The organism is Campylobacter concisus (assembly GCF_003048555.1).
Lineage (GTDB): Bacteria > Campylobacterota > Campylobacteria > Campylobacterales > Campylobacteraceae > Campylobacter_A > Campylobacter_A concisus_AO.
In genome coordinates this window covers 23,192-43,021 of record NZ_PIRR01000014.1, presented here as the reverse complement: position 1 = coordinate 43,021, position 19,830 = coordinate 23,192, and the positions used below count along the sequence as shown (strand labels likewise).

The following is a 19,830-nucleotide window of genomic DNA, read 5'->3' as shown; positions in this document are numbered from 1 at the left end:
GGCTACTAATATTATCCATATAAAAATATGCATATATTGCATAGCAAAGGAGAAAATGATGAAAGAAGGCAAAGTCATCTGTCCTTATTGCGGGACAGGCTGTCAAGTAACCTTGCATGTGGAAAACAATGTCGTTCGTGCCGCCACTGGCGTTGAAGACAATCCAGTCAATCAAGGAAATTTATGTTTAAAAGGCTTTTATGGCTGGGATTACGTTGCAAGTCCAGATAGACTCACAAAACCACTTATCAGAAAGAAAAATGGCGTATTTTCAAAGGATGGTGATTTTGAGGAAGCTAGCTGGGACGAGGCACTTGATCTTGTCGTAGAAAAAATGAAAGAGACCAAAGCAAAATATGGCCCAGATGCATTAGCCGGAAATTTCTCAGCACGTTGCACACTTGAAGACAACTACGTCGCTCAAAAATTAATGCGTGCTGTAATTGGCACAAACAACGTCGACCACTGCGCTAGAATTTGACACGCTCCGACAGTAGCAGGACTTGCTAAAACAATCGGAAACGGAGCTGCCACAAATAGCTTTACAGAGATTGGCACTTATAGCAACTGTATATTAATGATAGGCTCAAACCCAGAAAATGGTCACCCAATCGCAGCTATGCACATCCAAAGAGCGCTAAACCGCGGTGCGAAACTGATCGTTATTGATCCTATTAAGACTGAGTTTGCAAGCAGAGCAGACATTCACTTACAACTAGAGCCAGAACATAATATTCCAGTTATCAACGCACTTCTTTATACTATCATCGAAGAAGGCCTTGTAAATGAGGAATTTGTAAGAGACCACACAATAGGTATTGAGTATGTCAAAGAAGCTGTAAAAGACTATGCTCCAGAGGTTGTAGCTAAATACACAAGGCTAAATCCAGAGGATATCAGAGCGGCTGCTAGAATGTACGCTACCACAAAGCCAGCTGTCATCACTCACGGCATGGGTGTAACTCACTTTAACCACGGCGTCGGCGGAGTTTGCGATGTATCAAATTTATTCTTGATCACTGGTAATATCTGCGAGCTTGGCACAGGCGACTTGCCGCTTAGAGGTCAAGAGAACGTTCAAGGCTGCTGTGATATGGGCGTTTTACCAAATATTTTCCCAAATCTTGGCTCAGTCACTGATCCAGAACAAAGAGCTTGGTTTGAAAAAATGTGGCACCTAGAACCTGGATTTTTGAGCTCAAAAATAGGCGTTCACAAAACCGAAGTACCTGATGCGATCCTTGATGGCAAAGTTCATTTCTTCTGGACTATCGGCGAAAATCCAGTCATCTCTGAGCCAAATACAAACCACTTCCTAAAAGGTATCGCTCATGTTGATTTCTACGTCGTACAAGATCTATTCTTAACCGAGACTTCACTAAAAGCTGATGTCATACTTCCTGGCGTTGCAAGTAGCGAGAAAGAAGGACTTTATACAAACGCAGAGCGCCGCGTACAGCACAACGAAGCAGTCATCACACCTCCAGGAGATGCTAGACAAGACTGGTGGATCGTTTGCGAGATCGCACGCCGTTTAGGTGCAACAGAGGGCTTTAACTTCAACTCACCAGAAGAAATTTGGGAAGAAGTTAGAAAATGCGATCCAAGACGATATGGCGGTATGAGTTATTACCGTATCAAAAAGTATCACGGACTACACTGGCCATGTCCAAATGAAGATGATATGGGCGGTCAAAGCTTGTATCTTGATAAGAAATTTTTCACACCTGATGGCAAAGGTCGTTTTGTGCCATGCCTCTTTGTGGATAAGGCCGATAAGATCGAGAGCGCAAAACTTGAGTTTGCTAAGAAGATGAATATGTCGCCTGAGTATCCTATCATGGCTGGCTCAGTCGATGAAAAGACTGACGATGAGTATCCGATACAGCTTCTAACCACTAGAAAGGTCTATCAATACACCGTTGGCACTATGACAAGACGCTCACGAGCAATCGAAGAAGGCGGAGATAGCATCGGACCTATCGCCGAAATGAATCCAGCACTTGCAGCAAGATACGGTTTAAAACAAGGCGACTTCATCAAAGCATGGAGTAGATACGGCTACATCGTCGTAAAAGCTGAAGTGACTGACATCGTGCCTGATGGCATCATACAGATGACTTTCCACTACTGGGAGAGCTCTTGCAACGAGCTAACAAGCAGCGGTTGGGACTACATCAGTAAAACTCCGACATTTAAAGCAGCTATCCAGATCAAAAAGATCGATGAAGAGGAATTTTTACGAGTTCGCGAGCTAAAACGCGAGAAATTCCAAACTTCAAAGATCATCTACGATGACTTCCACCACCACGGAAACGCAGCGATAAATGAGTAAATTTAGCGGGAGCTATCCCGCTAAATTTCTTTACTATTAAATTTCATTATCCAAAAATGCTGACATTGCAAAGTAAAATCTAAATTTTAAATTCACTGTTTGTGATTAAATTTTATATTTAAACACAAAAGCAGATATTTTTAAATTTACTTAAATGCAATGAAGCTCATAAAATTTCCCCATTTAAACGTGCTCTCGACACGCTTAAAGCCAGCATTTAGGGCTAAGTTTCTATTTTCTTCTTCAGTGTATGGCACCAGCACATTTTCAAGTGCCTCTCTTTTTTGAGCGATCTCGTAGCGTGAGTAGCCTTGCGCCTGCTTGTAGTCCTCGTAAATTTCTATGACGCTTTTAGTAAGCTTTTTATCTTCAAAGATGATCTTTTCACTAAACAAAAAGACGCCATTTTCATTTAGTCCGTTATAAATTTTTTGCACCAGATCAGCCCTTTTTGGCGGTCTGATAAACTGCAAAGTGTAGTTTGCCAAAACCGCGTCAAAGCCCTCTAGCTCGCACTCTAAGATATCATCCAAAATAAACTCTATATCAGCCCCATAAGCCTTTGCCTTGTTTTTTGCATTTGCTAGCATCGCCTCAGAGTTATCAACACCGCTTAGCACGAGATCGTTTCTAAGATTATTTAGTAAAAGTAAGCTATTTGCCGTCGAGCAGCCAAGGTCGCACACTTTTGCTGATTTTGGCAAAATTTTAGCAAGTAGTTTTGCGTTTAGATTTGAGCTCACGTCGTAAAATGGCACCGAGCGCGAGATCATATCGTCAAAAACGCTCGCTACAAAGTCGTCAAATTCAAACTGCTTGCTTATAGGCTCTTTAAAAATTTCATCTCTCATATGCCAGCTCCGTATCCATCAAAGTATCTCATTGTCTCGTTGCCAAAAAGATCGCACACGCCAACACAAGCTCTAGCTGCGTTTATATCGCATTTGATCTGTTCTTTTAGCTCTTCAAGTGTGTCAAATTTTTTATTATCTCTTAGGCGCTTTATAAAACAAACCGCGACATGCTTCGCTACTTTTGGCGCGACCTCGTCTAATATGTGTGTCTCGACGCTAAAATTTCCATCCGTGCTAAGCCTATTGCCTATAAATGTGACCGAGCCGTAGGTATATGAGCCTATCCTGGTTCTTGTGGCGTATACGCCGTCTTTAGGCAAAAGATAATTTTTTACATCCAAATTTAGCGTTGCAACTAGCTCCTTTGCACCGATGCCCTGTCCTTTTATCACATTGCCCTCGATTGAGTACTCCCTGCCTATTAGCCTGTTTGCCTCTTCGATGTTGCCTTGGCGTATCAGCTCTCTAATGGATGAGCTATGCACGCCCATGCCGTCATAACAAACCTCATCAACGACCACTACCTCGCCATCAAAAATTCTTTTCAAATCGTGCTTGTCCCACGCTCTGTTTCTACCAAATCTAAAATCAAAGCCAACAACGATCTTTTTTAAATTTTTAAAATCATGTTTTAGTAGCGCAATAAATTCCTCGCCACTAAGCCCTTTTATACTCTCAAAATCGTACAAAAAGCAAGGATAGTTTGAGTACTCCGCTCGCTTTAGCTTTGGCGTGATGTTGGCTTTGTTTTTATCGATCACGACAAGTCCGCCAAACTCGCCTAGCTGCTTTAAAAGCTGTTTATGCCCTCTGTGCACGCCGTCAAAATGCCCAATCGCAACGGCAGTGATGTTATCTTTTATTAAAAGCGTAGAAAAATTCGGCATTTCCCTCTTTCCCTTTTACTTCGCACTCTTTGCAAACTATCATTTTAAATCCTAGGCCATTAGCCATCACTTCAAACCTCTTCATCGCTAAATTTATAGCTTTCATATCAGTGACGACGCCTTTTTTATTTCGTTTTACGCCGACGCCCACTTCAAACTGCGGTTTAAAAAGCGTGATAATGAGCGAATTCTCACTTGCTAGCTCACAAATGGCAGGCAAAATTTCAGCTAAAGAGATAAAGCTAACATCGCAAGTTATTAGATCAAATTTATTTTGATGCGATTTTGCAAACCCCCTGACATCAGTTTTTTCATAAATTTTTACTCGCTCATCGCTTCTTAGGCTAGCGTCAAGTTGATCGGTGCCAACATCCACACCAGTCACGCTTTTTACGCCACGCTCAAGCAAAATTTGCATAAAGCCACCAGTCGAGCTACCTATATCAAGTGCATTTTTGCCAGCTAGATCAAATTTCATCGTCTCCAAAAAGCTTTTTAGCTTAAGCGCCCCTCGTCCAACATAAATTTCATCAAGCAGCGAAATTTTAGCCTCGCTAACCTCACTTGAAACCTTGGTGCAAATCTCTCCGTTTGAAAGCACCTTGCCAGATTTTATTAGCTCGCTCGCCTTGTTTCTACTGATATTTAAAACGCTTGCGACATAGTTATCAAACCTCAAGTTTTAGCCTCTCATATTCGCTCTCATCGATCACCAGCACGCCTAGCTCATTTGCTTTTTCTAGCTTACTGCCAGCCTCCTCGCCGGCTAAGACAAAGTCCGTTTTTTTAGAAACTGAGCTTGAAACCTTTGCACCAAAACTCTCAAGCTCCGCCTTTATCTCATCTCTTGGGCGACTTAGCGTGCCAGTTATCACGACCGTTTTGCCACTTAGCGCATTTGAGATGCTCTGCGCCTGCGTCACGCTTGGCTGCACGATCTGGCTAAGGGCTAAAATTTCTGCTCTATTTACCTCGGCAAAGTCAATTAGGCTATTTGCCATCTCCACGCCAAAGCCCTCAAGCGAGACAAGCTCTTCAAAACTAGCATCAAGCCAGCCCAGCCCAAAACTACTTGCTAGCTTTTTAGCTGCCACCTCGCCGATGTGCTCGCAGCCAAGGCCGGTGATAAAGCGAGATAGCTCCGCACCTTTGCTAGCCTCTATCGCATTTAAAAGGTTATTTACCTTTTTCTCTTTAAAGCCCTCGAGCGCAATGAGATCATCAAATTTAAGGCCGTAAATGTCTTTTATGCAGGAAATTAGCCCCTTATCAAATAGTAAATTTACGATCGCATCGCCAAGACCATCTATATTTAGGCATTTTTTCGATGCATAGTGGATGATAGAGCCCACCACTCTTGCCCTGCAGCTTAAATTTTGACACTTTAAAAACGCTCCCTCATCAAGCAAGCGTGAGCCGCAAACTGGGCAAAATTTAGGCCTTTCTATCGCCTCTTCGCTACCATCGCGCCTATCCTTATAAACCTTTGTGATCTTTGGTATGACATCGCCTGAACGGATGATGCCGATGTAGTCGTTTTTCATAACGCCAAGGCGCTCTATTTCATCAAAGTTATGAAGCGTGGCTGATTTTACATTAGCTCCATCGATATTTACCTCATCAAGCACGCCAACAGGCGTTACTACGCCACTTCTGCCAACCTGAAGTGCGACATCTTTTAGCCTAGTCACCTTTTCAATAGCTGGAAATTTAAACGCTACCATAAATTTTGGAAATTTGACCGTATAGCCCAGCTCTTCGCAGCGTGCAAGGTCATTTACACGTATCACCATACCATCCATCATCACGCTCTTTGAGTCACGATTCGCCAAAAGCTCGTTGTATGCAGCTTCAAGCTCGTCTTTTGTTAAAATTTTAAAAAAATCATCTCTTTCAAAGCCAAGATCACGCACAAATTTCATCACCTCGCTGTGATCTTTTAGCCCAAGACTCTGCTCGCCTACGCCCCAAGGTATGAAAAGCAGCTTTCTTTTTGCAGTGACTGCGCTATCAAGCTGTCTTAGACTGCCAGCTGCGGCATTTCTAGGGTTTGAAAGTGGTGCCTCGCCCTCTTTTGCGCGCTCTGCGTTTAGTAGCTCAAAGTCTTCTTTTCTTATAACAACCTCGCCCCTGATTTCAATTAGCCCTTTGTAATCAATGCTCTTTAAAACAGAATTTATCGTCTTTGCATTTTGCGTCACATCCTCACCAGTAACGCCATCTCCTCTCGTGATCGCTCTAACTAAAACGCCGTTTTCATAAAGCAAATTTAAGCTCGCTCCATCAAATTTTGGCTCAGCAACAAAGGTTAAGTTCTCTTTATCACCACGCTTTAGCCACGCATCAAGCTCACCTAGATCAAAAATATCTTCCATACTCCACATTCGTTTGATGTGACTAGCCTTACTAAAGCCCTCTTTTACAGTACCACCCACGCGTTTTGTAGGTGAAAAGATAGAAATTTCGCTTGGATTTGCCTGCTCATAATCAAGCACCGCGTGATATAGCGCGTCATACTCCTCGTCGCTTGCAAGTGGCTCGTCCTCGTCGTAGTAGGCCTTTGCCCACACATTTAGCGTATCTACCGCTTTTTCATACTCTTGTTTTGTCATTTTTGCTCCAAATTTACACCGCATTTTATCTTAAACATACTTTATAAATGATCCAAATTTAGCTCTCTCGCGTCACATAAATGGACATTTTTATAGACCTTTGCTATCTCGTCTCTAGCCCTCATCAGCGCAAAGCCAAGTAAATTTTGCCCGCGCCACTTCATAGGATTTTGCGCATTTTCATCGCTTGCGCCCAAGCCTATGCCCCAAATTTTATCAACCGGGCTTGCCTCGACTAAAATTTTGCTCCCAGTTTGTAGTAAAAATTCACGCAAAGGGGCATTTTGGCTAAATTTTAGATAGCTCGCATTTAGCACGACGCCAAATTTGACCTCGTCCCAGACCTTAGCGTCAAAGCCTCGCACCTGCCTGCCAAGTGCCTTCATCTGCGCTGGATCTTTGGCGGATAAAATTTCCTCCAAAGCCTCTTTATCACCAAAGCATTCAGCCTTTTTAGCCATCATATATTGCTCAGCGCAAAGGTATCTAGTTTCATCTTGCCAAAAACTAGAGGCGTACCACTGACTAAGGCAGCTTGCACTTATGCCTGCACTCTTTTGATGACCCCAAAATAGAATAAATTTATCCGACTTGCCAGCGTTGTAGCGCTTTTTAAGCCACTTCAACCCATATCTAGGCTCGCACTCCCAAAGGTCGATAGCAAAATCATCGTTGATAAAAAGCGTGCTCTCATCAGAGCCTAGACTTTCATCCCAGTATCCATGCCACGTTGCAGGCTCAGGAAAAAGCTGCTGATATTGGCGCTGCTTATCTTGGCTGAGTGTTTTTAGCCAGTCATTAAATTTAAACTTATAATCCTCGCCAGCGCCCATCCTCCAGCCAATGGAAAATGGATCCATACTTGGAAATTTGATCCAAGGTGGCGGCAATAAATTTTTCATTTAGCCTCTTTTTTAGCCAAGCGGCCTACCAAAGCGTGGCTTGCTTCATCGCCTCATGCATATCAAAAAGCTGTTTGTGCTCGGCCACATCGTGTGTTCTAATGATCTGTGCGCCGTTTTCGAAGGCCTTTAGATGCAGGTAAAGTGAGCCTGGCAAGCGGTCTTTGACCTCGCTTGGGTGGTAGTGATTTATGACTGATTTGCGGCTAGCACCTACTAGTAGCGGGCAGTCAAATTTTAAAAAATGTTCCAAATGCTTAATAAGCAGTAAATTTTGTTCAGCTGTCTTGCCAAAGCCAATACCCACATCAAGCACTAGCTTTTTGGCGCCAAGCTCTCTAGCCAGGGCTATCTTTTGCTCAAAAAAGTCCGCTATCTCGCCGATTAGATCGTTATATTTTGGCGCAACCTGCATAGTGGCTGGGTCTCCTTGCATATGCATCATGCAAAACTCAGCATCATATTGCGCCGCAAGCGTGGCAAGTGAGGTGTTTGCCGTGATGTCATTTATCATTTTAAAGCCGTGATTTAGGGCAAATTCAAGGCAATAAGGATCAAAGCTATCAAGGCTAAATTTCGCCTTTTCATGTAAATTTAGCTTATAAATTTCCTCTACGATATCTTTTATGCGTCTAAATTCCTCTTCACGGCCGCAATACTCGCTCCCTGGCCTTGAGCTAACACCACCAAGGTCGATATAGTCTGCACCTGCTTCAATCATGGCTTCGATTTTCGCTATGCCATTTTGCGTATTTATGCGGCTTTGTTCGTTAAAGCTATCTGTGTTTATATTTGCAACGCCCATTATAAGAGGCTTTGCTGGCTTTATAAATTTTGTTTCCAAAAAGGCTGCTAAATTTTTAAGTCCAAAGTCTTGCAACTTCTCCTTTTTAGCTAGCTGCCTAAGCTGCGCATTTGTCGCCATTAGCAATGCTTTATTTAGACTCTGCTTGCCCAAAATCGTATCTTTGTGCGTCACAAGCTCAGCTCCAACGCTTAGGGCATCTTGCTTTAGAATATTTGCCGCTGGGGTTTTTATCTCGTCTATAAATATAAAATTTATCTCGCTCTTTTCATGCATGAGCTTCGCACCAGCAGGACTTGACGAGATGGCTTTGCAAATTTCATCAAAGTCACTTTTGTTATTTACCTTATAAAATTTCAACGTCGTCCTTTTTGAAATATAGTAAGCAGCAGTGGCGTTAGCACGGCGTGAGACTTGGCATTTAGATCAGCTAGCTTAATAAGCGAGAAAAAATAATCCATCTCCTCGCCACTAAATTTATACCCAGCATCAACTGCCTTTGTCACGATAACGCCAACAAGCTCTTTTAACTCGTTTTTGCCAAATTTCTGAGCTTGCTCGTCTGCGATCTTTTGATCGATAAAGCTTGTTAGCTCTTTTAGGCTAAGCGATTTTAAATTTAGATCAAGAGTTATTTTTGGCTTTTTTGTGAGGTTATTTTCTATGAGCATTCTTGATCTAATCGTTGGTAGAAGTAAATTTTTACTCTGCGTTGCTATTATAAATTTGATATTTCTTGGAGGCTCTTCGATGATCTTTAAAAGTGCATTTTGAGCCTCTGTCCTAAAAGAATTAGCATTTATTACTAAAATTTTTTCATCTTTTTCAGCAATGTATGCTTCTGCGATGACCTCTTTTGCGTTTTCTAGCAAAAAATCATCGCTTATAAAAAATCTTAAATTATTTATGCCAAACTCGCTTTCAAGCTTGGCTTTTAAACTTTCAAAATCGCTTGTAACTACGATTTTATTGAGCATTTAGAGTATCACCTTAGCAAAAAGTGCAGCATCGATGCTTTTATCAAAAATTTTGCAAAGGCTTATTAGCTTAACGTCTAAATTTTCATCGCTTGAGCTAAGAGTAAAGCTATTTTGTGCCTGCTCGTCAAATAGCCACATATAACTATCCTCATCGCTTTTAGCTAAATTCGCATATCTATCAAGGCTCTTTCCGATATAAAAAAACAAGTATCCGTTTGGAAAAGCAAGACTTAGCATATCTTTTAGAAGCTGCTTTTGCTCATTTGTCTCTATCTCATCAAGCGATGGATAAAGCGATCTTAGGCTAAAAAATGGCAAAAATGGCCTTATGCTTTTTGAATGATTCATCTTTTTTAAAAGATAAATTTCAAACCATCTTCGCTCTTCATCGCTTATAGTTATAAAAGCCCTTCCTTCAAGTAAAAATTTAAGCCTAGATGCGAGCAAAGGCGTCCATTCAACACGCCTTTCCTCCATCCAGCTCATCAAAGGGCCTTCGTCCCTAATAGCCTTTAACGTCCACTGAATAAAATCTTGCATTATTTATCTAGCTTATAAGCATCATGAAGTACGCGAACCGCTAGCTCGCCATATTTTTGATCAACGATCATTGAAATTTTTATCTCGCTTGTTGAGATCATTTGGATATTTATGCCCTCTTTTGCAAGCGTTTCAAATGCCAAACATGCTACGCCACTATGGCTCTTCATACCAACTCCGATCACTGAAACTTTCACGATCGCATCATCAAATTCTATATGTTTTGCAGCCGAGAGCTTTTGCATAGTCTCTTTTGCTAGCTCAAGCTCATTTTGTGGCACTGTAAAGCCTAAATTTGTAGTGCCGTCATGTCCTACGTTTTGGATTATCATATCTACGTTTATATTTTCATGCGCAAGGGCTGTAAAAATTTCTGCTGCGATGCCAGGCTTATCAACTACGCCTCTTAGTGTTACTCTTGCTTGATTTTTATCTAGTGCTATTCCGCTTACTAAAACTGCTTCCATATTGTCATCTTCCTTTGCTATTAATGTACCTTCGTTGTGATTAAAGCTACTTCTTGTAATGAGTTTTACATTTAGTTTTTTTGCTAGCTCGACTGAGCGATTTTGTAGTACCTTTGCGCCAGCAGAAGCGAGCTCAAGCATCTCATCATAGCTTATCTTCTCAAGTTTTTTTGCCTTTTTTTCTATCCTTGGATCAGTCGTATAAACGCCATCAACATCGGTAAAAATTTCGCATAGATCAGCATCAAGCGCCCCTGCTAATGCAACTGCACTAAGGTCACTACCACCTCTACCAAGGGTTGTGATATTACCTTTTTCATCTATACCTTGAAAGCCAGCCACAACTACGATTTTGCCAGCTTTTAGCTCGGCTTTTAGCCTGGCAGTCTCTATCCTTTCGATCCTTGCTTTTGTATGAATATCATCGGTAATTATGCCTGCCATCGCACCTGTCATACCCACACACGCATAGCCTTTTGCATTAAGTGCGATCGTTAAAAGCGCGGTCGTTACTTGTTCTCCAGAGCTTAAAAGCATATCAGTGGCGACGCCATCTGGATGTTTTGAAAAATACTCACTATATTCAACCAATTGATTTGTAACTCCGCTCATCGCAGAAACTACCACAACTACGTCTGCACCGCTATTTTTTGTCTCAATAACTCTATTTGCCACAGCTTCGATGCGTTCAAGTGTTCCTACGCTAGTTCCGCCAAATTTTTGAACGATCAACATCAAAAATATCCTTTCTCTTTAAAATAACTCAAAACCTTTTCATAAATAGGCTTTTTAAAGTGATTTATTCCCTCTAAACTTCTACCAAAATCTACAAATTTATACTCACTAAACTCTGGATGCTCTGTCTTTAAATTTATGCTGGCACCATTTTTAAGTCTAACCAAAAAATATTTTTGCGTCTGTCCGTCAAATGGATAAAATTTCTTTGCCGCGTTTGCTGGAAAGTCGTAGCTTAGCCACTGCGGATACTCATCTAAGATATCGATTTTATCAGTTCCGATCTCTTCTTTAAGCTCCCTTTTTAAGGCCTGCTTTGGACTCTCACCTTCATCTATTCCGCCTTGAGGAAACTGCCAAATATCATCCATATCCACCCTTTTTGCGACTAAAATTTCACATTTAAATGGATACAAGCTAGACAAAATAACAGCTGCCACATTTGGTCTGTATTTTTTTTGCATGATTTTTCCAAAAATTTTATTTGGGATAATAACTAAAAAGAGTTAAGAGATAGATAAATAAAAACTACTTTTTACGCCGTTTGTAGTAAATCACACAACCGCTAAAAAGTAACACGCCTACTCCACAAGAAGCCATAAAAAAGATAAATTTTCCAGCCTCTCCGAATATATATCCAGCGTGCAGATCAAGCATAAATTTATAAATTTCAAAAGATTTTGGCATGGTATTTTTTAAAATTTCTCCACTTGCAGTATCGACCGCAAGCCTAATGCCATCACTCTCACTAGCACCTTTTGGCAAGTAAAAGATCATAAATTTTACGCCATCTTTATTGAGAATAAAATTTAAAGCGTCAAACTCATTTCCAAATTTTAAAGTAAAAATTTCATAAGCTTTTTGAAGATTTTCTACCTTTTGCTCTTCATTTAAGCTAAAGCCATTTTTGCTAGTAAAATTTGGCTTTTTAAATACCTTTTGCTCGCCACAAATTTGATTTATAACCTTAGCAAAGCTCTCATAAGAAAAGTATAGACCGCTAACACAGATAATAAGCAAAATGGCTCCCAAATAAAGTCCTAAAAATCCATGCAGTGAATATAAAAATGCAAATTTCTTTGCCTTTAGATTTAGCTTAAAGGCGCTAATAAATTTGCTTCTAAATCTCCAAAAATGTATCAGCACCCCGGTTATTAAAATCACAAGTAGTGCAAGCGTCGAGATCGCCACCAGCTCACTTGCAAATTTAGATAAATTTTCATTTTTAAATAGAGCTAGTCCTAAATTTTTATGTAAATTTAAAGCTAGCCCTATAAATTTTTCCACACTATTTTCAGAGACTATCTCGCCCGTATAAGGATCTACAAAGAACGACTTAAACTCGCCATTCTCACTTGTGCCACTTACCACATAAGCTCTATTTGTCTCGCCTTTTATCTTTATATAACTAAGGTTAAAATTTGGCCAAGTCTTACTAAAGACCTTTAAAATTTCATCTATTTTTAAAGCACTTTTATTAGTTGCTATGTCTATCTCATCTTTGCTAAAAGCCTCAATTATCTCATCATGGTACGAAATAATCGCTCCACTAATTGAGATTATCAAAAGCGGCAAAGCAAAGATAAGAGCTAAAATTAAGTGAGATTTCCGCCAAATTTTTAACATTTTAAAACTTTAAATTAAAACCGAGTTCGATCTTTTGTCCGTCAGCTATTAAGATGTCATACCTGCCCGATCTTGTCGTAAAATACTCATTAAAGAGGTTATAAACGCTTAAGTTTAGGCTGAAATTTTTAGTTACATTGTAGTTTATGCCAAGATCTGCGATCACATAAGCTCTTATGTCATCATCATAGCTAAGTGATTCTTTGGTTCTACCATAATAATTTATCTGCGACCAGAAATTTAGCCATCTATTTAGCTCGTAGTTCGCTCCAAATTTAAATGTATGAAGCGGATAGTTGTTTAAGCTTTTGCCAACTTCTGATCCATCTTTTTGTTTTGATTTTGTATAGACGTAGCTTTGATTTAGTCTAAGAGCATTTGTTACCTGCCACCCATTTGTTAACTCAACTCCATAAATTTCAGCTTTGCCGATATTTACACTTTCCCAAATTCCGCGGCGGTAAATTTTACCTTTGTGCTTGCAAGGATTGCCAGGTCTTGGGGTGCAGATAAGCTGTGTACCCAACATGTCTTTAAAGCTTGTGTAAAAGCCAGTTAAAGATGTTTCAAAACCTTCATTATTATTATAAACGCCACCAAATTCATAGCTTACGCTCGTCTCTGGCTTAAGACTACTTCTACCAAGCTGTGCTCCAAGTCCCCCAGCAAACGGCAACGCAAGATCTTGTGTTCGTTGCTTGATATCAGGTGTCGCATAACCTGTGCTAACTCCACCCTTTAGAGCAAAAAAGTCGCTTAAGCTATAGACGCCATAAATTCTTGGTGAAACGTGCGAGCCATAGTTTTCATCGTAGTTATAGCGAATACCAGTACTTAAGATAAAATCTTTTGTAAGATGATAATCATCTTCGCCATAAAGTGAAACATCATACCTTTTTACATTTGCCGCATCTGCTGTGGTAGCCTTTTCGTCAAGCTTTTCTTTTTTAGCATTTAGTCCTAATGTAAGGGCATTATTATCGGTAAAATATGAGCCTTTTGTATCAAAATTTAGAGTCTTTAACGTTAAATTTTGTTGTGCTATCTCTTTTATCTTGCCATAAGATAAATAGCTTTGAAGCAAGATATTATCAAGTCTTGCTTCGTGGCTTAAATTTATCATATCGCCCTTTATTCGCTCAAGATCTACTGAGCTATTATTTGTGCCAGAGGCTAAAGTTTTGCCTTTAGTTCTTTTAAATTTTACATCGCTTCTTGCAAGCTCAAGCTTAAGATCATTATTTTCATTTGGCCTAAAAAATAGCTTTGCACCAAAATTTCTATCCTTTTGCTCTCTGTTTGCATAAGAAATCTTATCTTCTGATTTATTTAAATTTTTACCATAAACAGAAACGCTTAAAACATCTTCTATTAGTCCAGAGTGCAAATAAAGGCTATTGTAAAGCTCGCCACTTATATTTTTATTTCTTGCAAATTTATAGCTTGAGCCAAGATTTGCACCAAATTCATTACTAAACTCATCTGTAATGATATTTATAACTCCGCCTAGTGCGTCACTTCCATAAAGCGAGCTCATAGGTCCACGTATCACTTCGATACGGCTTATCGCACTTGCTGGCGGAATGAAACTATATGAGCCTCCAACGCTTCTAAGCCCTTTATAGGCGTTATCACCAGGTACTGGCATACCATTTACTAAAATTTTTGTATGTCTTTGAGAAAGACCTCGAATAGAAATTCCTCGTCTATTTGCTGCCCCAAGAGTTGCTCCAAAAAGACTTGGAATATCCCTTGTCATACTCTCGATATCTTTGTGATTTTTCTTTTCTAATGCCTCTTTGGTTATAACGCTAAGCGTTGCTGGTGCGTCTTTGATATTTTGCTCAAAACCTGTTGCACTCACTACTTTAACTTCTGGCAGAACCTTATCTTCATTTGCAAAAAGCGGTAAATTTATAAAAATTGCCGCACAAATAGAAATTTTTAATGCACTTTTCACAAAAACTCCTTATAAAAATTTAATGCGCATTTTACTAAAATTAAATAATCGTTATCAATATCATACGTAACGCTAAAGGGATTAAATTTAACGCTTGAGGGATAAAATGATAAATTTAGACAAAAAATATGGAACGAGAAAGATATCTCAAAAGGAAAAGCAAATAAACGTAGAGTTTTTCAAGCAAAGCAGCGGTATTAGCTATCTAAAAAGTGAAATTTTATGTAATGGCAGGATAAAAATAGATCGTCAAAAGTCTAAAAAATACCTATTTTTAATGTTTAATGAGGCTAAAAACGATCTTTGCTTTAAGCTTGATAGAGAAGAGTATATTTTAAACAAAGATGAATTTTGCATTGGGCTTGTTAATGACGATTTTAAAGGTATCTTTGAGTATCAAAATAAATTTTATAAGACAAAAACACTACTTTTTGACGAAAGTTACGCAAATAAGCTTGAGATATTTGCTGGACTTAGATTTGATGATAAATTTGAGCTTTTGAAATATAAAAAAGATTTAGCTCAAATTTGCGTTTTGAACGAACTTGAGACGACAAATTTATATGAAGGCGCAATGAGGGAAATTTTTACCGAGTCAAAAATTTTAGAGCTTATTTATAAAAGTAAAATACGAAAAGAGAGCGAAATTTCACTTAGTAGAGATGAAGAAAAGACTCTTTTAAAGGCTAAAATGATCTTGCTAAGTCGTATGCAAAATCCTCCAAGTATCAAAGAGCTAGCTCATCTTTGTGGCACAAATGACTTTTGGCTAAAGAAAAATTTTAAGCTATTTTTCAAAGATACGATCTATCAACTCTTAGCAAAAGAGCGTCTAAAGCTCGCTTTTACTCTTTTAGAGCAAAATGATATCAGCATAAAAGAAGCTGCAAATATCGTAGGCTATACAAATGCTGCACATTTTGCAAAAATTTTTAAGATAAATTTTGGCTTTTTGCCAAGCAAACTCTTAAAGACCAAAAGCTACTTTTAAACTACTATAAATGCCAAATTTCTTATAATCCTCAAAATTTAAAAGAGAGAAATTTGCAAGTTTATATCCACGTGCCATTTTGTGAAAGCAAATGTCCCTACTGCGCCTTTGGCTCAAGCGATGACGAATTTAACAAGGTCAGCGCCTACTTTAAGGCACTTTGCCTTGATCTAAATTTTCAGCTAAAAAGCCAAAATGTAAAAGAAATTTCTACTATCTTTTTTGGTGGCGGCACACCAAGTGCGGTAAATGCTAAATTTTATGATGAAATTTTTAGCATTTTAGCGCCTCTTTGCACTCCAACAACCGAGATCACACTTGAAGCAAACCCAAACTCAGCAAGTCTTACTTGGCTAAAGCATGTTAAAAATTTAGGCGCAAATCGCATAAGCTTTGGCGCTCAAAGTTTTTTTGAAGATAAGCTAAAATTTCTAGGACGCATTCACAGCAGAGAGCAAATTTTTAAAGCAGTTGAAAATGCCGGGGCAGCTAGCTTTAGCAATATAAATTTAGACCTCATCTACGACACAAAATTTGACACTAAAAAACGCCTTTTAGCTGAAACTAAAAATTTAAAAAGCCTTGCTATTACGCACATAAGTGCTTACTCTCTTACACTTGAAGAAAATACCCCATTTGCTGGCAAAAAAAGCTATAAAAAGGATAGCGACACTTTGGCTAAATTTATGATAGAGCAAATTGGGCTTGCTGGATTTGGGCAGTATGAAATTTCAAATTTTGGTCAAATTTGCAAACATAATCTTGGCTACTGGCAGGGCAAAAACTACCTTGGCACAGGGGCTTTTAGTGTGGGTTTTGTGGATGGCACCAGATACTACGCCAAAAGTAGCATAGACGCCTACATCGCTCAGCCAACGCATAGAGAAAGAGAAATTTTAAGCCAAAGCGAGCTAGCAAGAGAGCATATATTTTTAGGGCTTAGAAGCATCGTGGGCGTGGAGGCTGGACGCTTAAGTGAGGCTCAGATAAAAAGAGCAAATATACTTGTAAAAAATGAAAAACTGCTCTTTAAAAATGGCAAATTTTACAATCCAAATTTCTTACTAAGTGACGAGATCGCACTCTTTATCGAGGGCTAAATTTATAAAATTTTGAGCAAAGTCAAGATAAAATACTAAGCTTAAATAAAATTTAATAGAGGCAAAAATGTTTGGAATGAGTTTTTCTGAAATCTTAGTTATCGCCATTATTGCAGTGTTAGTTTTAGGTCCTGACAAGCTGCCAAGCGCGATGGTTCAGATTGCAAAATTTCTAAAAATGTTTAAAAAAGGCATAAATGACGCAAAATCAACATTTGATCAAGAAATGAAGATAGCTGAGCTAAAAGAAGATGCCCAAAAATATAAAGAAAGCATAACTAAAAGTACGCAAAGTGTGCGCAAAAAGCTTACTTTTGAAGAGCTTGACGAAATCAAGAAAAGCGCAAGCGACGTCACTGAAAGCATACAAAACGTCGTAAGCGACACGAAAAAAACGGTAGAAAATATACAAAATCCAACAAATTTAGTTAAAGATGCGATCTTAAACGATAAAAAAGAGGCGTAATGTTTGAAGAGCTAAGACCCCATTTAATCGAACTTAGAAAGAGACTTTTTATAAGCATAGTAAGCGTTTTTGTCTGTTTTGGCATCTGCTTTACGTTTTGGAACCCACTGCTTGCATGGATGAGCGAACCACTAAAACAGGTATTGCCAGCTGGCTCAAATATCATATTTACTCAAATTCAAGAGCCATTTTTTACAGCAATGAAGGTTGCATTTTTTGCTGGTGTCGTGATCGCGCTACCTATCATTTTTTGGCAGTTTTGGCTATTTGTCGCTCCTGGACTTTATGACAATGAAAAAAAATATGTGATCCCATTTGTCATCTCAGCTTCATTTATGTTTGCGTGCGGGGCGGCGTTTTGTTACTACGTGGTCATCCCACTTGGCTTTGCATTTTTGGTAAATTTTGGTGGCCAGCTCTTTACGGCTTTACCAAGCATTGGCGAGTATGTTGGCTTTTTTGCAAAACTACTAATTGGCTTTGGAATTTCATTTGAGCTACCAGTCATTACATTTTTCCTAGCAAAGATCGGACTTGTCGATGACAAAATGCTAAAAGATTACTTCAGATACGCTGTTGTTATCATCTTTATCTTTGCAGCTATCGTTACACCACCTGATGTGATAAGTCAAGTCTTAATGGCGCTACCACTCATCGGACTTTATGGAATTTCAATAATCGTCGCCAAAAGAGCTAGCAAGAGCGACGATGAAGACGAAAAAGAAGAACAAGACAGCGATGTAGCAAGCGATGAGTAATATAAACGACGTCTCAAGTTATGATTATTTTTTGCCAGAAGAGCTCATCGCAAAAGAGCCAGTTTTGCCAAAAGAAGAGGCAAGATTGCTTGTCTATTTTAAAAATACAAAAGAGATAAAACACTACAAATTTAAAGATCTCTCCAACCTCATCCCAGAGGACGCAGCGGTCATTTTTAATAACACAAAAGTTATCAAAGCTCGCATTTTAGGACAAAAAGAAAGCGGCGGGGCTTGCGAAGTGATGCTAAATCAGCCCATAGGCGAAAATAAATTTAGTGTCTATATAAGAGGTAAAGTAAGCGCTGGTAGCATTTTAAATTTTCCTGATAACCTAAAAGTAAATGTGCTTGAGCTAAATGACGATGGCACAAGGGTGGTAAATTTTACGCAAAATGGCATTTTGCTTGATAATGTTCACCTTTTTAGTAAGCTTGAAAAGATCGGCCACGTCCCGCTTCCGCCATACATTAAAAGAGCTGATACAAAGGATGATGAGAGCTGGTATCAAAGCATATTTGCTAAAAATAGTGGCGCAGTGGCAGCTCCAACAGCTAGCCTTCACATAAGCGAACAAATGTTAGAGCAGATAAAAACAAAGCATGAAGTCGCCTACATTACGCTTCATGTTGGCGCTGGGACATTTAAAGGCGTGGAGTGCCAAAATATAAATGACCACAAAATGCACTCAGAATTTTACGAGCTAAGCGAGCAAGCTCAAGAGATTATAAATTCTAATAAACCAATCCTTGGCGTTGGCACGACGGTTACTAGATGTGTTGAAGAATTTGCAAGGAGCAAGCAAGTAAGCGGCTTTTGTAAGTTATTTTTAAACCTAAATAATAAACCAATTAGACAAAACTACCTTCTTACAAATTTTCATCTACCAAAATCAACTCTAATAATGCTAGTTACTAGCTTCATAGGGCTTGAAGAGACGATGAGAATTTATAAAACGGCAGTTGATGAAAAGTATAGATTTTACTCATACGGCGACGGGATGTTGATAATATGAAAGATAAGCATATCGATATCATAAACAGAATGGAAATTTTTCTTAGCGCCATATACCAAGATGCGCAAGATACTAAAAATTCCATCATTTTTAGCTACGATCCAAGTTATCCAAGGCTTTTAAAATTTGATGCTACAAATCTCATAAAAACACTTGAAAATATTTGCAAATTTTTCCTTTACTCTACCGAATATGCAGACATTTACATTCTCTTTCAACTTAAAAATTATAGTCCCAAATCTGTACATTTTGACATTAAGATAAAATCTAGCCATAGCGTAATGAGACCAAGTCATTACTATCTCAGCAAGATAAATGACTATCTAAAAAAAGCAAATGAATCTATGATCTCTCACAATGATGGAGAATTTTTAATATCTTTTAGCGCAGCACTAACTGGCGATAGAGCTACACAGAGACAAATAAATATCAAAAATCAAACAAATACAAATATCTTAGTCGCTTGCGATGACGATGCTTTATTTGACACCATTAGTGCTCAGATAAATTTTTTAGGTCTAAAAGTTATCGGCAAAAACGACCTTAGCAATCTAATGAGACATATAAAAGATTCTATTTTTACCCCATTTGTTATCTTTATCGATAGTAAAATTTTAAAAAATGAAGCGATGCTAGAAGATATACTTGAGTTTAAAAATATTAAAAATTTTCGTATTGTAGCTATTTGTAAAAGCGATGAGTCGGCTAACGATCTGCCAAATCATGTCACAGTATTAAAGCAACCCTTTAGCACAGATAGCTTTCAGCTAGCTTTTAAAAATTCGCTTGAGAAATAG

19 protein-coding genes are annotated in these 19,830 nt (G+C 38.9%); 7 read left to right on the top strand and 12 right to left on the bottom strand.

The annotated features are described in order from the left end of the window. Window positions 1-55 precede the first annotated feature (55 nt). Window positions 56-2,335 carry a molybdopterin oxidoreductase family protein gene (locus CVS92_RS03985; protein ID WP_320205035.1) on the top strand — a complete coding sequence of 760 codons (2,280 nt, stop codon included), beginning with the start codon at window positions 56-58 and terminating at the stop codon, window positions 2,333-2,335. A 146-nt stretch (window positions 2,336-2,481) separates the two neighbouring features. Here CVS92_RS03985 and cmoA read toward each other — a convergent pair whose 3' ends face one another. The 12 genes from cmoA to CVS92_RS03925 form a co-directional block, all read right to left on the bottom strand. Then, on the bottom strand, window positions 2,482-3,186 hold the full coding sequence (cmoA, locus tag CVS92_RS03980; RefSeq protein WP_103633694.1) for a carboxy-S-adenosyl-L-methionine synthase CmoA: 705 nt from the start codon (window positions 3,184-3,186) through the stop codon (window positions 2,482-2,484). Further along, entirely contained in the window at window positions 3,183-4,076 is an 894-nt protein-coding gene (locus tag CVS92_RS03975) for a bifunctional riboflavin kinase/FAD synthetase (RefSeq protein WP_107788584.1), read from the bottom strand. The genes cmoA and CVS92_RS03975 overlap by 4 nt, the downstream gene beginning before the upstream one ends. After that, window positions 4,042-4,755, bottom strand: coding sequence for a TlyA family RNA methyltransferase (locus CVS92_RS03970; protein WP_107788583.1), 714 nt, complete (start codon window positions 4,753-4,755; stop codon window positions 4,042-4,044). The genes CVS92_RS03975 and CVS92_RS03970 overlap by 35 nt, the downstream gene beginning before the upstream one ends. Then, window positions 4,745-6,688, bottom strand: a complete 1,944-nt coding sequence (ligA, locus tag CVS92_RS03965) for an NAD-dependent DNA ligase LigA (RefSeq protein ID WP_107788582.1) — start codon at window positions 6,686-6,688, stop codon at window positions 4,745-4,747. Before ligA ends, CVS92_RS03970 begins: the two co-directional genes overlap by 11 nt. A gap of 41 nt (window positions 6,689-6,729) precedes the next feature. Then, complete coding sequence (locus tag CVS92_RS03960; protein ID WP_107788581.1) at window positions 6,730-7,590, bottom strand: NADAR family protein; 861 nt, start codon at window positions 7,588-7,590, stop codon at window positions 6,730-6,732. Between the two features lie 25 nt (window positions 7,591-7,615). Beyond that, complete coding sequence (gene folP, locus CVS92_RS03955; protein ID WP_107788580.1) at window positions 7,616-8,755, bottom strand: dihydropteroate synthase; 1,140 nt, start codon at window positions 8,753-8,755, stop codon at window positions 7,616-7,618. Next, the gene (locus tag CVS92_RS03950) at window positions 8,752-9,372 is read right to left on the bottom strand and encodes a DNA polymerase III subunit delta' (protein ID WP_107788579.1); all 621 of its coding nucleotides are present in this window, start codon (window positions 9,370-9,372) and stop codon (window positions 8,752-8,754) included. Before CVS92_RS03950 ends, folP begins: the two co-directional genes overlap by 4 nt. Further along, window positions 9,373-9,915 (bottom strand): HobA family DNA replication regulator, encoded by a 543-nt coding sequence (locus tag CVS92_RS03945; RefSeq protein WP_072594585.1) that lies wholly within the window; start codon window positions 9,913-9,915, stop codon window positions 9,373-9,375. It abuts the gene before it with no gap. Then, on the bottom strand, window positions 9,915-11,117 hold the full coding sequence (locus CVS92_RS03940; protein WP_021091541.1) for an aspartate kinase: 1,203 nt from the start codon (window positions 11,115-11,117) through the stop codon (window positions 9,915-9,917). The genes CVS92_RS03945 and CVS92_RS03940 overlap by 1 nt, the downstream gene beginning before the upstream one ends. Then, a complete protein-coding gene (locus CVS92_RS03935) occupies window positions 11,117-11,581 on the bottom strand; it encodes an RNA pyrophosphohydrolase (RefSeq protein ID WP_021091471.1) in 465 nt (154 codons plus the stop codon). The genes CVS92_RS03940 and CVS92_RS03935 overlap by 1 nt, the downstream gene beginning before the upstream one ends. A gap of 64 nt (window positions 11,582-11,645) precedes the next feature. Continuing rightward, window positions 11,646-12,743, bottom strand: a complete 1,098-nt coding sequence (locus tag CVS92_RS03930; RefSeq protein WP_107788578.1) for a PepSY-associated TM helix domain-containing protein — start codon at window positions 12,741-12,743, stop codon at window positions 11,646-11,648. Between the two features lies 1 nt (window position 12,744). Then, window positions 12,745-14,703: a TonB-dependent receptor domain-containing protein gene (locus CVS92_RS03925; RefSeq protein WP_107788577.1), complete on the bottom strand. Its 1,959-nt coding sequence runs from the start codon at window positions 14,701-14,703 to the stop codon at window positions 12,745-12,747. A 106-nt stretch (window positions 14,704-14,809) separates the two neighbouring features. On the opposite strand from CVS92_RS03925, the gene CVS92_RS03920 reads away from it, so the two are divergent. The 6 genes from CVS92_RS03920 (at window position 14,810) to CVS92_RS03890 (ending at window position 19,830) form a co-directional block, all read left to right on the top strand. Beyond that, window positions 14,810-15,694 carry a helix-turn-helix domain-containing protein gene (locus CVS92_RS03920; RefSeq protein ID WP_107788576.1) on the top strand — a complete coding sequence of 295 codons (885 nt, stop codon included), beginning with the start codon at window positions 14,810-14,812 and terminating at the stop codon, window positions 15,692-15,694. Window positions 15,695-15,747: 53 nt separating this feature from the next. Beyond that, window positions 15,748-16,794: a radical SAM family heme chaperone HemW gene (hemW, locus tag CVS92_RS03915; RefSeq protein WP_107788575.1), complete on the top strand. Its 1,047-nt coding sequence runs from the start codon at window positions 15,748-15,750 to the stop codon at window positions 16,792-16,794. A gap of 67 nt (window positions 16,795-16,861) precedes the next feature. Next, a complete protein-coding gene (gene tatB, locus CVS92_RS03905; RefSeq protein ID WP_021091442.1) occupies window positions 16,862-17,260 on the top strand; it encodes a Sec-independent protein translocase protein TatB in 399 nt (132 codons plus the stop codon). Continuing rightward, window positions 17,260-18,018 (top strand): twin-arginine translocase subunit TatC, encoded by a 759-nt coding sequence (tatC, locus tag CVS92_RS03900; RefSeq protein WP_107691731.1) that lies wholly within the window; start codon window positions 17,260-17,262, stop codon window positions 18,016-18,018. The genes tatB and tatC overlap by 1 nt, the downstream gene beginning before the upstream one ends. Continuing rightward, window positions 18,011-19,033 carry a tRNA preQ1(34) S-adenosylmethionine ribosyltransferase-isomerase QueA gene (queA, locus tag CVS92_RS03895; protein ID WP_107788574.1) on the top strand — a complete coding sequence of 341 codons (1,023 nt, stop codon included), beginning with the start codon at window positions 18,011-18,013 and terminating at the stop codon, window positions 19,031-19,033. Before tatC ends, queA begins: the two co-directional genes overlap by 8 nt. Then, window positions 19,030-19,830, top strand: a complete 801-nt coding sequence (locus CVS92_RS03890) for a hypothetical protein (RefSeq protein ID WP_107788573.1) — start codon at window positions 19,030-19,032, stop codon at window positions 19,828-19,830. The genes queA and CVS92_RS03890 overlap by 4 nt, the downstream gene beginning before the upstream one ends.

Bases quoted from the DNA above. Each gene is read 5' to 3' on its own strand.
- cmoA (WP_103633694.1), bottom strand. From the start codon at position 3,186: ATGAGAGATGAAATTTTTAAAGAGCCTATAAGCAAGCAGTTTGAATTT.
- CVS92_RS03975 (WP_107788584.1), bottom strand. From the start codon at position 4,076: ATGCCGAATTTTTCTACGCTTTTAATAAAAGATAACATCACTGCCGTT.
- ligA (WP_107788582.1), bottom strand. From the start codon at position 6,688: ATGACAAAACAAGAGTATGAAAAAGCGGTAGATACGCTAAATGTGTGG.
- CVS92_RS03960 (WP_107788581.1), bottom strand. From the start codon at position 7,590: ATGAAAAATTTATTGCCGCCACCTTGGATCAAATTTCCAAGTATGGAT.
- CVS92_RS03950 (WP_107788579.1), bottom strand. From the start codon at position 9,372: ATGCTCAATAAAATCGTAGTTACAAGCGATTTTGAAAGTTTAAAAGCC.
- CVS92_RS03945 (WP_072594585.1), bottom strand. From the start codon at position 9,915: ATGCAAGATTTTATTCAGTGGACGTTAAAGGCTATTAGGGACGAAGGC.
- CVS92_RS03940 (WP_021091541.1), bottom strand. From the start codon at position 11,117: ATGTTGATCGTTCAAAAATTTGGCGGAACTAGCGTAGGAACACTTGAA.
- CVS92_RS03935 (WP_021091471.1), bottom strand. From the start codon at position 11,581: ATGCAAAAAAAATACAGACCAAATGTGGCAGCTGTTATTTTGTCTAGC.
- CVS92_RS03930 (WP_107788578.1), bottom strand. From the start codon at position 12,743: ATGTTAAAAATTTGGCGGAAATCTCACTTAATTTTAGCTCTTATCTTT.
- CVS92_RS03920 (WP_107788576.1), top strand. From the start codon at position 14,810: ATGATAAATTTAGACAAAAAATATGGAACGAGAAAGATATCTCAAAAG.
- tatB (WP_021091442.1), top strand. From the start codon at position 16,862: ATGTTTGGAATGAGTTTTTCTGAAATCTTAGTTATCGCCATTATTGCA.
- tatC (WP_107691731.1), top strand. From the start codon at position 17,260: ATGTTTGAAGAGCTAAGACCCCATTTAATCGAACTTAGAAAGAGACTT.
- queA (WP_107788574.1), top strand. From the start codon at position 18,011: ATGAGTAATATAAACGACGTCTCAAGTTATGATTATTTTTTGCCAGAA.
- CVS92_RS03890 (WP_107788573.1), top strand. From the start codon at position 19,030: ATGAAAGATAAGCATATCGATATCATAAACAGAATGGAAATTTTTCTT.